The sequence below is a fragment of the Rothia sp. HMSC071B01 genome, from assembly GCF_001808945.1.
In the GTDB taxonomy this organism is placed as follows: domain Bacteria; phylum Actinomycetota; class Actinomycetes; order Actinomycetales; family Micrococcaceae; genus Rothia.
Genome location: NZ_KV795044.1, coordinates 25,992 through 36,814 on the forward strand (window position 1 = coordinate 25,992; position 10,823 = coordinate 36,814).

Annotated in this window: 6 protein-coding genes; 3 read left to right on the plus strand and 3 right to left on the minus strand. The window is 53.4% G+C overall.

Features of this window, described 5'->3' with window-relative positions; genetic code table 11:
- Positions 1-41: 41 nt before the first annotated feature.
- From HMPREF2527_RS00275 to HMPREF2527_RS00285, 3 genes are all read right to left on the minus strand, one after another.
- Positions 42-704, minus strand: coding sequence for a hypothetical protein (locus HMPREF2527_RS00275; protein ID WP_049352866.1), 663 nt, complete (start codon positions 702-704; stop codon positions 42-44).
- A 555-nt stretch (positions 705-1,259) separates the two neighbouring features.
- Positions 1,260-7,511: a DUF6531 domain-containing protein gene (locus HMPREF2527_RS00280; protein WP_070505453.1), complete on the minus strand. Its 6,252-nt coding sequence runs from the start codon at positions 7,509-7,511 to the stop codon at positions 1,260-1,262.
- 179 nt (positions 7,512-7,690) lie between these two features.
- Positions 7,691-7,975, minus strand: a complete 285-nt coding sequence (locus HMPREF2527_RS00285) for a pyrophosphorylase (protein WP_005507345.1) — start codon at positions 7,973-7,975, stop codon at positions 7,691-7,693.
- 302 nt (positions 7,976-8,277) lie between these two features.
- On the opposite strand from HMPREF2527_RS00285, the gene HMPREF2527_RS00290 reads away from it, so the two are divergent.
- The 3 genes from HMPREF2527_RS00290 (at position 8,278) to HMPREF2527_RS09820 (ending at position 10,477) form a co-directional block, all read left to right on the plus strand.
- Positions 8,278-8,751 carry a DUF4190 domain-containing protein gene (locus HMPREF2527_RS00290; RefSeq protein WP_070505456.1) on the plus strand — a complete coding sequence of 158 codons (474 nt, stop codon included), beginning with the start codon at positions 8,278-8,280 and terminating at the stop codon, positions 8,749-8,751.
- Positions 8,752-8,951: 200 nt separating this feature from the next.
- A complete protein-coding gene (locus HMPREF2527_RS00295; RefSeq protein ID WP_070505458.1) occupies positions 8,952-9,815 on the plus strand; it encodes a hypothetical protein in 864 nt (287 codons plus the stop codon).
- Between the two features lie 308 nt (positions 9,816-10,123).
- On the plus strand, positions 10,124-10,477 hold the full coding sequence (locus tag HMPREF2527_RS09820) for a hypothetical protein (protein WP_246824740.1): 354 nt from the start codon (positions 10,124-10,126) through the stop codon (positions 10,475-10,477).
- The last annotated feature ends 346 nt before the right edge of the window (positions 10,478-10,823 follow it).

Below are 10,823 nucleotides of genomic sequence, written 5' to 3' on the forward strand. Positions count from 1 at the left end.
GAGAGTTAATCTCTCAGCCCAAGGGCTTTCTCTATACGGTGCTACATGTCAACGTCGGCAAGACCAGTAACCTTCTCCCGGCCCCTGAAATAAGGAATGGTCATATAGCGATTGTCCAGCTTATCTACCTGAGCTACATCAGTGGGATTATTCATGTCAGGCCAACGCTCGTGCTCAATCCTGAACCGCACAATCGCCATCAGACGATAATTATTGTGAATAATCGGGCAGAAGGCGGCAATTAGTTTTCCGGATTTACTGTAGAAAGACACAAGATCCTGGTTGTCTGTAGAGGTTGCCTCATAGTATTCAATGCCGTCAATGGCGTTGAAGGGATAGACGGTCGTGCGTGCCGACCACATACGTTGCTCGATACCTTCGGGAGAAAGCTTCACATAAGCGACATGCACATAACGCAAAAAGGACATGAACATAGCCGATAGCAAAAAGCCCACTATGTCAACCCATATATCTATTGAATCCGGGCCGCCGTATATGTGGGCTACAAACGAAAGGCTGGGGAAGGCGGGGGTAAATATCATAATGAGAGCTTCGCCCTGATTAACTCGTCGAATATAAATACCCTCGCGCTGCCGCTTTTTATCTTTCCAGCGCTGCACTTCGTAATTGATGATGACGTAGAATGTCGCAACTGTCGCGACTAGAGCGAAGATACCCCAGAAGATAATGAGGAAAGTGCGCATGGTGGGTTCTCGTTTCGTGTGGTTGGTGAATATCCGGAAGTGCACCACCGGCAGGTGGAGTACTCTTCCCAAGGATACTCTATGTGTTTGAAAGCTCTGACACGTTGAAATGTTGAGCACTTTGATAGTGCTATGGGTTAGGCGGCCAAAAAGTTAACTCGGTGCAAGGCTCGGGTGAAGGCTGGGCGACCATTCACCAGCAGGTGGTGCTCAGGTGAGCTGCCACTGGTACGCAGAAAGCCCCTGAGCTGAGATGTCATCTCTCAGCCCAGGGGCTTTTCTATGCGGTGCTACATGTCCACATCAGCGAGACCAGTAACCTTCTCCCGGCCCCTGAAATAAGGAATGGTCATATAGCGATTGTCCAGCTTATCTACCTGAGCTACATCAGTGGGATTATTCATGTCAGGCCAACGCTCGTGCTCAATCCTGAACCGCACAATCGCCATCAGACGATGATTAAATCTCATACCTGATAATAGTGTAGGGAATAGAGGCAATAGATAGCACTAGGATAATTCACCAGAAAGTACTAAAGATTGTTTCCAACATCAATTATTCACTCGATTCTGAATCAGAGTCACTAGTATCAGAAACTTGCGTTACTGCACTCGTAGATTGTGGGTTCGCACCATCTCGTCGAGCTTTATAACCGCTAGCCAAGGACTTGAAATTACTCTTCGAATTACCCATAACAGCGTCTTGGAAGTCCTTTGCCAGCAAGCGTTCAGCTTGACGATCAGAGACAGGCTTCGGGTTCCGAGCAGAGTCATTCAACAACCTGCGCTGAACCCCCTTATCTATCCAATCAACGGAAGCATTCGCCGCACGTGATGCCATATCATTAGCAACAGTCCGCTTCACGGGACCGTACAGGTATTGGCCACCCTCACTCTTTGCTGAATACTTACCCTTCACAGGAGCAGTTATAAGGCTCTTATAGAACCCGGTTGTTGCACCAGACAGAAAACTTGCTGCAGCATCCTCAGCCTTAAAATTCTCGGCCTTCTTCGTGTAATCCCATACAGCACCAACACCGGCAGACAATGACTCACCCGCAACCTCTGGGGCATACTTACCCATCGTATTCTGCATCCTCATCCAAGGTGCAGGGTCCTTAGTCTTCCAGCTGATCTTACTCACGGAATCTCTACGGGCACTAATAAATGAAGCAGCCTTCTGAGCAGGCTTCTGCATAATAGAAGGTACAAGCTTATCAAAGCCCTTCTTGGAGGCAGCCTTGGAAGCCACCTTAGAAGCCATATTTTCCGTAAAACGGTTTACCGGAATTTTGGCAAAGACTTGAGCATGGGTAAACACCTTCGCGACAACACCCGTAACAGCACCTTTAGCTCCACCCTGGATTGTTTCTACCACAACGTTCCAGCCGTCAATCTGACCATTCTTTGTCTTCTCCAGAGCGCCAGCAGCACCTTCCAAAGCACCAGCGACCGCGCCAAACACAAGACCAGCAATAAGAGGACCACCCCAAAATACAGATGCAACCACTACCGCAACAGCAGCCACCTGCAACCAACGCGCCGCCATAATCGCACCCTTATTCTTAATGCGCTCCTGACGATACTCCTCGTACTCCTCAAACGAAATCGGCGACAAACCCCACGGATCCACCAAAGAAACCGGGTTACCACCCACCAGCGAGAACGGGTCAGAACCCCAACCAGCACCCACCGGCGCAGCCAAAGGATCAGGCGCCGTAAAGCGAGCCACACGCGAATCCACCACGCGGGCACCCAACACCTCAAAACCAGTAGAACCCAGCACCACACCCGAAGCCGCAGAAACACCAACCAGCGAATCCGGCAACACCGGCGTAGCACCAGCACTCTGAGCAGAAGGCACAGCAGGCGCAGCAACACCCAAAGAAGCCCAACCATACGGATCCAACAGACCGGCACCAGAACCGGCACCAGGCACCAACGAACCCACAGAAGGCAACGACGAGCCGCCCACACCCAGCACACGCGGAACAAACGAATTCTCATCCCACACCAGCGGGTGCATCACCGAAGCAGCAAAACCAGCCACAGAACCAACACCAGCACCGGCACCAGTACCGGTTGAGGGTACACCAAACTCGGGTACACCAGCAGACGCACCACCGGCAGCAAGCACACGACCATCAGCAGAAGCACACAACAGGGAGAAGGACACAGCCGAATCCTCAGCAGAACCCCACGACGCCACCGAGCTCACAAACCCAGCCGCACCATAGGTCAACGACGAGCCGGAACCATCCGAAGAAACCTGCAGAAGACGCGAATCATTACCGTCATAGGAGAACACGCTCGTCGAGACCGGCACCAAAGTGACGCCCTCAAGCTCTACAGACTCCGGGCACTGCGGAAGCCACGCCTGAGCATCCTCAACAGCAGAGGCAAACTCAGCCGACTGGGAGTCGGTCTTCGCCTCATCCTGCACACTGTAGAGGCATACTGCACGAACACGGGCACCCTCATCAGTGACCAGCACCTTCACCCAAGCATTCTCAGGCTGAGCGCTATCAAAGTACTCAACACACACCAGCGCGCCAGCAGCATCATAGGTCCAACGCAGAGTCTCAGTACCGCGAACGGCAGAAGAGAGCATCTGCGCGTCAGTGTAGGTGTACATGACCAGACCAGCAGGCGAATCCACACCGCTAATACGACCCAAATCATCACGAATAATCTCAGTGTGCAGAGCCTCAGAAGAGTCTGCCTCAGCGGGCTGCTCGGTCACAGAGGTCATGTGCGCACCACGGTAACCAAACTCACGAACCCAAGTACCCGCCAAATCAGACACCTGCGCACGCACCAGCGCATCTACCGCGTTGTACTCGAAAGAAGACTCCACGCGAGACTCAGAGGTAACGGCGGTTCCATCCAGACGGTACGCGGTAATGTCAGTCTGCTTGACCATGCGGCCAGCAGCATCATACACATAAGCGCTCGAACCCAGAGGGTGCACAAACTCAGTACGCAGACCATCAGCATCGTAATCGTAGGACAGCTCATAGCCGCCAGTCTCGTCCATGTACGCGGTGCGGAAAGACTCCGGAATCTGAGCACCAAACTCACGGCGCTGACGAACCAGACGACCCAAACGGTCATAAGACTCAACCGTCACTACGGGAGCACCAAACGCATCAACGCCCGCGTGATCATAAGTCGTCATCGTACGGCGCGCAGAATCACGCTCCATACGGTACAACAGAGAGCCATTCACCGAATGGGAGCAGGGAACACCGTCACGGTCATAACCGAAGGAATGTACAGCACCATTACCGTCAGTGCTGGTCAGCAGACGACCGGCAGCATCATAGGTAGAGGTAGTGCGCACACCCAGCGGATTGGTTGCCGCCAGAACATTGCCCATCAGGTCATACTCGTAGCTGGTAATACGACCGGCAGGGTCCATCACGGAGATAACGTTACCCGCCTCGTCATAACGGTAATGGGTCACGCCACCAGCACCATTAGTCACCGCAACCACCTGAGAAGCGGCATCATAGGTGAACGAACGAGTACCCCACTTGTTATCGCGGATGCTCTTCACACGGCTACAAGAATCCCAGGTGTAGAACACCGGAGAAGCCACACCAGAACCGGTAATGGACAGCACACGACCGCACGCGTCATAGCGAACGCGCGCCTCAGATCCGTCACCGTACACCTGGCGAATCAGTCGGGAATCAGCGTCGTACTCGTAACGAGTCACAGACTGCTCAGGAGTACCGGCAGCCTCATAGGTTGCAGCCAGTCGACCGCACGCATCGTAGCTGTACTCGGTCACACGGCCCGCAGGGGAAACCATGCGCACCATCTGGTTAGAGCCGTTGTACTCGTAGCGGCTCAGACCGCCCTCAGCGTCCAGTACCTGCACGGGGTTACCCGCGCCGTCATAAACCATCGTGGAGACAGTCGGGTCGTCAGCATCTGCACTAACCTGCGGGCCAGAATCCTCGGAGAGAACCTCGGTACGCACCGGGCGGCCCAGGTGGTCACACGAGATACGCACGCGGTCAACACCATCATTGGTGGTGAAGGTCTTGCGCGAGGAGTCGACGGAAGTACGTACACTCACGCCGGTCGGGTCAATCAACGCAGTCAGGGTGCTTGCGGCATCATACTCGCGAGTCCATACACCACCGGCAGGGTCAATGGTGCGAACCAGGCGCATCAAACCATCGTAGGCGTAGCTGAACTGCGCGCCACCCGGCAGGGTAATGCGGTCAATATTGCCGTTCGTGTCAAAGGAACGCTCCATGCGGCGACCCAGGGGATCTACCACGGCAATAATGTCACCGCTCGGACCGTACTCATACTCGGTACGGGCACCTGCAGGATCCACCGACGCCACCAGGCGACCACCAGCAGCGTACTCAAAACGCCAGCGGGAACCATCCGGATCCTGACGGCACACCATGTGACCAGCAGAATCATAGGTGAACTCAGTCTCCAGCCCAAGAGCAGAAATAATCTTTACCAGGTGACCCGCAGCAGAGTACTCACAACGGGTCAGCTGCTGCTCAGCATTACGAATACCGGTCAGCAGACCAAAATCGTCATACTCCAAGGAAACAGTAACACCCTCAGGGCTCACCACACGCTGCAGCAGGCCGTCAGACCACTCAAAACGGGTCACATGACCGTTACCATCAGTCATGGAAGAAGGGTTACGCTCAAAATCGTTGGCGTACTCGTAAGTCACCGTAGTCATCGGGCTTACGGCAGGGCTCTGGGCAGACTTCTGCCCCGAAGCAGTCTCATCGAGAGTGCGACCCTGAGCCTCAGCCTCCAGACGGGCACGACGAGCCAAACGGGCGGCACGGCGGGCACGCGGATCCGTCTCAATAGCGCTCATTGCCACGGAGACTACGCGGTCATGCTCGTCATATGCGAAGAGGGTTTCAGTACCCTCATCGGTAACCTCGCGAATAATGCGGCCGCGCTCATCGCTACAGCGGGTAATGCGAGAACCATCGCGGTCCACTACACTCACACGGTTGCCAAAGTCGTCGTAGGCATAGCTAGCACGCCCGCCTTCTGCGTCAACAATACCGGTCAGGCGTGCGTACTGGTCACTAATCCACAGATTCGTGTAAGAGGCATCCTCATTCGAAACGTCAGTAATGCCGTTCGGCAGGTAGCGGTAGCGAACACGACGACCATATTCGGTGTCTTGTTCGGTAATACGACCGGTCGGGTCATAGTAGTTCGTCACCTCAACAGTGCCGGCACTAGCCACCACACGGTAAATCAGGTCGGCAGCGTCATGTTCATAACGGCGGGTACCAGCATCACCATGCACAGCACACAGGTGAGTACGACCATCAAGGGTGACGTACTCGTAACGCACCGACTGACCGCGTGAAGAATGAATAGCGCCGACAAAGCCACCTTCGGTGTACTCCACGTCGATACGGGCACCGTGCTGATGCACGATAGCACCAACGCGACTCTCCTCATCGCGCAGGTATGCGACAGCAGTACCTGCCCCAGCGCTCATACCCAGGTAAACACCGGTGAGGCTGAAAATGTGCTGGGTTCCAGAGTTGTCAGAGATACGCAGCAGGGACGAGGCGTCATAGTCCGTAGCGTGCAAAATATAGCGCAGGGAGGGGTCAGCAATAGAACCCTCTTCACCCATCAGCTGGGTAAGGGGCAGTTCTTCAAGCCACCACGCTTCACGCGGAGCACGAGCGTAACCGTGGGTGCCGTCCTCACGAATCATTCGGTCGAAAGTAACCTCACGACCGTCAGCCATAGTCCAGACAGCATTCTCAACGTTCAGCTGCACACGGCTCTCAATATTCGAAGACCAGCCAGCACCGAACACACCGGATACAGCGTGCTGACCAAAAACAGCCACACTGTTGTACATACGAGTTACAGAACAAGCAGAAACCACACCAGCAAACGCCATATCGGTCTCTTCTTCAATGAAGTTACCGGTTGCAACGTTCACGGGGTCATTCACATAACCGCTTGTGGTGGACATTCCTACTACAGCCGGCGTTGGAACTTCCAAATCGTGGCGCTCAGTACTAACACCAGCTGCGCTGATTGCACCTTCCAGAGTCGAATTGGCAACGGTAATAACCTGGCTCGAGCTACCGTACTTCTCAAAAGTATCGGCTACGATACCCAGCCAGATCTTATCGTTGGCGTTCGACTTATTCCATGCTTCAAACGTGCTGATGAGATTTTCAGCATCGACGGAGCCCCACTGGCACTTAACCATAAACTCTGTGGAAAGGTTACGCAGCTTGCCAGGCTCAGCATCAAGGCTAGTACCAAGGTTCGCCAAAGTATTAGAGAGAGAGCGCACGGTCGAAGGGCGCGCTGAAGAAACAGTCATACTCCCTGAGCGGGTCTCAGTGCTCTCACGATGACCTAGCGATGTGGTGTCAATCGAGGTATCCGGCTTATACGATGTCGGCTTAGGCGGTTCACCTCCGAATGTTTCAACCCACCATTTACGGAAACCACCCAGGTCATGCTCATAGTGGTACATAAGGTCGCGGTTCTCATTTTCCTTATGAGCTGACTCTTTGAGGCGATCCACCACATCAGCCAGTTGACGGAAGATGCTGGCGATATCACGACCATCGCTAATGGTGGTATCAATATTTGCCGCCGCAACATCGGCGTAGTGACCTCTAAACTCCTCCAGAGCCGTTGTCAGTGAGTTCTTAAGAGGGGGTAATGCATTATCAATATTCTGCGCGACGGTGCGGCAGGCATTGGCAAGGGCATCCGACGTAGCATCATCGTACTTGACTTTTTCAGTATTCAGATTCATGCTCTGTTGTCTTTCAATGTGGTTAGTACGGAAGTGTGGTGATTAAACAGATGTAGACAGACATGTACACCATGTCTGGAAAACAACGTGGGTATAACCGAATAACAGAAAACGCCGCCTACCGCTCACCGCCCCGTAGCCGGGGAGCGGGGCGGTAAACGGCGTTTACCAGGGAAGGCTTAGGAGCCGCCACCTGCCTGGAAGATATCGGTAGAAATCTGGTTGAGCTGCTCGCGCAGGTCAGTCAGTTCCTGAGTCAGGTTACGCAGGGTGTTTTCTACGCCGGGCCAGGTGTCATTGCGGAAACGCTCAGCCAGGGGGCCGTCCCAGTTGTTGGGGTCCTTCAGCTGGTTACCCTGCTGGTTGAGGTTGTTGATTTCGTTCTGCAGACCGCCATTGATGATGTTCTGAAGAGCAGTAATGGCATCCTTGGCTGCCTGCGATGAGAGTACGCGATCGGACACGATGTTCCTCTTTCGTCGTTGAGTTGCCGGAAGATGTGCATTAGATACGCGAATATCAAATACGCACCGTTAGTGCTTTGCACCACTTCGAACATTACACTATTTCGCGGCAAAGCGCATCTCCCACACCCTGTAGTGAGAAAAATTTCTCATTGTAGACATTGCACAACAGTGCGTGCATATACATCTATCTACTCTCATCAAGGGATTTCTCCCGCTACGGTATCCTTAGGAAATGCCAGCCCACTGAGGGTGGCACCTTATAGATAGAATCACCAACCACATACGAAATGAGGACTTTCATGTCTGAAAACACCCCGCAGTCGGCTGCACCGCAGCAGCCGCAGTTCACCCAGCAGGCACCCGCCGCACAGCCCGCATACGGCGCACCCGTTGAGGCACCGAAAAAGAAGAAGTGGGCGGCAGTAACCGCGCTGGTCCTGGGCATTATCTCCGCCCTGACCGGCATTTTTGTGATCGGTTCGTTCCTGACCATCCCGACCATTATTTTCGCTGTGATCGCTCTGGTCATGGTTAAGAACGGCACCGGCAAGGGTAAGGGCATGGCAATTGCTGCTCTTGCACTGGTTCTGGTGGCGTACATTGCTACGTTTGCTTTCTTCCAGATTCGTGCCGCGAACCTTGAAAAGTCTAACCGAGAGGCTCGCGAAGTTATCCAGAAGTGCGAGAACCACGAGCCCGGCTACTACATCATTGAGAAGGATGGTAAGCGTTACTGCAACGCTGGCGGCTGGGTCTACGAGATGGATAAGTAAACCGGTTTATTTGGTTCCATGATTAGCCGTCGCTGATGGAGGGGGCGTTCGTTCACGCGGCAGTCGCCGTGCCTGCGAGCGCCCCTCAACCGTATCCTCCGTGGGTGCTTCAGCATCTGGCGGCTAGTACACCCCGGGGCACCTGCAGCGCATCCTCGACCGCGCCGCGGCAGAGTCCAAATAGTTGAAAGGGAAATAGCATGAACGCATTTATCAATGCCATCACCGACCCCAGGCTTCTCTTCATGTGGTTCAGTTTTATTTTCTTGGCTCTCGCATCTTTATTGCTGGGTATGGTCGAACACTGGCCGTGGGGTGCGATATTCTTCGTTGGGGGGCCTGTGACCCTCTTAGCTCTAGACATGGCACATGATGAAAGCATTGCAGGCAAAGCAAACGGTGGCCCTTTCCACCGCTTCTTTATCTTTGTTTTCTCCTTCAGCGCGGTGGGCTTGATTGTGCTGACGGTTCTTACGGCTTTCGGTGTACTCAAGGGGGATACGACTCCGTGGACCCCGGAAACGAACTTCGCCTCGTGGTATATAGCTGCCGGGTCGCATATCGTCCTTGTCCTAGCCACACGTACCAACCCCAAGAACGGCGCCCCTGACCTGCAGCGCATGGAACAGCTGGATAGGCGCTCAACCCGTGTGGGCGTTGTGACGGCAGCTATTTTTGCGGTTCTGTGCCTTGTGGTTCCCCTGATTAGTCTCTCCGCTACAAGCTACGATTCACTTGCCCTGGCGTTGACGCTTCTCCTTACCCCGTGGTTCCTATACTTCGTGCGCGATGGTCTTTTCTACCTGCACCATCCGCGTTTTGAGGAGGGGTCTGAGGGGTACCGCACCCTGCGTGTCGTGTGCGTCGGTATGGTGGGAATGTCTTGCTGCATCTCGTTGGTGTACATGATCAATACGCTGAACCGTTCAGAGTGGCTACCCGCGCTACTTTTCACGGTATCGATGGTGACAACTGGGTGGCTGGTGAAGCAGTACGTCACCGTGGGTATCACCATTCCTGAGAACGAAGACGCGGAAGAGCAAATCGCTACTGAAGGTAAATAGTTATGCGCAATTTCTTGATTGTCTTCTGGGGTATATTTGCTGCGTTCACAACAGTTGCGACAATTTATGTCCTCATCAATTATGAGGTGCAGCGTTGGAAAGATAAACAACGGCTACGTGAGGGTATTTATATTCGACGGGTTACGCGGTTTGAAGCTCTCATTACGATATTGACCCCAGTTTTTCCAGGTCTTGCGTATGTAACCGAAATTTATGACACTGGGCCAGTAAATGTATGGGTTGAAATAGCAGCTCTGTTGCTATCAGTGCTAATGGTCGGTTGTCTACGCTATGTACATGTTGCCTACGTGAAGACCTCCGCCGACGGTATCGAGCAACGCATTTGGTTCTCCAACCCGACCCGCTACCCTTTCAACGCGATCAACCGCGTCGTGTTCTACAAGGCAGCAAAATATGAAGACGATGACATGGTGGGGTTCTACGCCAAGTCAGGTACTCAGATTGCCCTGTTTAGCCCGTTGCCTCATAAAAATTACCGGCTTCTGGCGATTGTGCGTTTCAGGATTGAGAACGAGCGTTGGCCTGACATGGACAACCCGGATGACGTAGCTCAGGTGGACCATTTGGATTGTGCCGGGAAGACGATGCGCTACTTTGAGAATTTGGGGAAGGTTACCGACCTTGCCGACGTCTACATGTAACCAACCACCACACTAGGACAGTGAATGTTCAGAAAATTCCTTGCCGAAACCGTCACCAACGGCTCCATAGGACTCAACCGCCCCAAAGGCTACATTCCTCTGGGACAGCGGCAGAAAAAACCGCTGCTGGCTGTGTTAATTTTGGACGCTTGTACAGTGGTTGTTTGTCTTCTGTGTCCTCTACTTTTCAGAGCAGAAAGCCTTGTTGACTACATTCCAGCCTACATATTTACAAACATAGTTGGAATGCATTTCTGGTTTATGTCCATCCATGTTCACTCTTTCTACATCCAGCAGAATGCAACCTCCGTGAAATGGCGGAACTGGCGATTCAAAACCCGCGAGT

Bases quoted from the DNA above. Each gene is read 5' to 3' on its own strand.
- HMPREF2527_RS00275 (WP_049352866.1), bottom strand. From the start codon at position 704: ATGCGCACTTTCCTCATTATCTTCTGGGGTATCTTCGCTCTAGTCGCG.
- HMPREF2527_RS00280 (WP_070505453.1), bottom strand. From the start codon at position 7,511: ATGAATCTGAATACTGAAAAAGTCAAGTACGATGATGCTACGTCGGAT.
- HMPREF2527_RS00290 (WP_070505456.1), top strand. From the start codon at position 8,278: ATGTCTGAAAACACCCCGCAGTCGGCTGCACCGCAGCAGCCGCAGTTC.
- HMPREF2527_RS00295 (WP_070505458.1), top strand. From the start codon at position 8,952: ATGAACGCATTTATCAATGCCATCACCGACCCCAGGCTTCTCTTCATG.